This window comes from Xanthovirga aplysinae, assembly GCF_009711365.1.
Lineage (GTDB): Bacteria > Bacteroidota > Bacteroidia > Cytophagales > Cyclobacteriaceae > Xanthovirga > Xanthovirga aplysinae.
Map to the genome: position 1 here is coordinate 1 of NZ_SMMB01000097.1, position 343 is coordinate 343.

Annotated in this window: 1 protein-coding gene; it reads left to right on the top strand. The window is 30.9% G+C overall.

All coding sequences use genetic code 11. The features are described from left to right. Positions 1-313, top strand: a 313-nt coding sequence (locus E1171_RS23095) for a hypothetical protein (protein ID WP_187696085.1), incomplete at its 5' end; no start/stop codon positions are given. Positions 314-343 lie beyond the last annotated feature (30 nt).

A 343-nucleotide genomic window follows, 5' to 3' on the forward strand; every position in this document is an offset into this window, starting at 1 on the left:
TGAACGCTCCTGGATCGATCAAGATGGAAACAGTCAATTTTTGACATTTGGTGAAAACGGAGATTTTGAAGCCGAATATTCAATTGGACTAGATTATTCCTCTGGTTTCGATTTAAGGGAAAATAATATTCTTGATTTGATATGGTATGGAAAAAACAAAGAACAATTTTTTTCCTGGTATTTAGAAGGTAATCATATCATAATTGATGATGGGACATTGGAATTTACTGTATTAAGTGTAAATGAAACAACACTAGAGTTAGAATTTAATGAGGGAAACAGTACTTATTCAATGGTTAAGCTAAAAGAATAAAGCTCTCATCACTAATGGACTATTTAAATA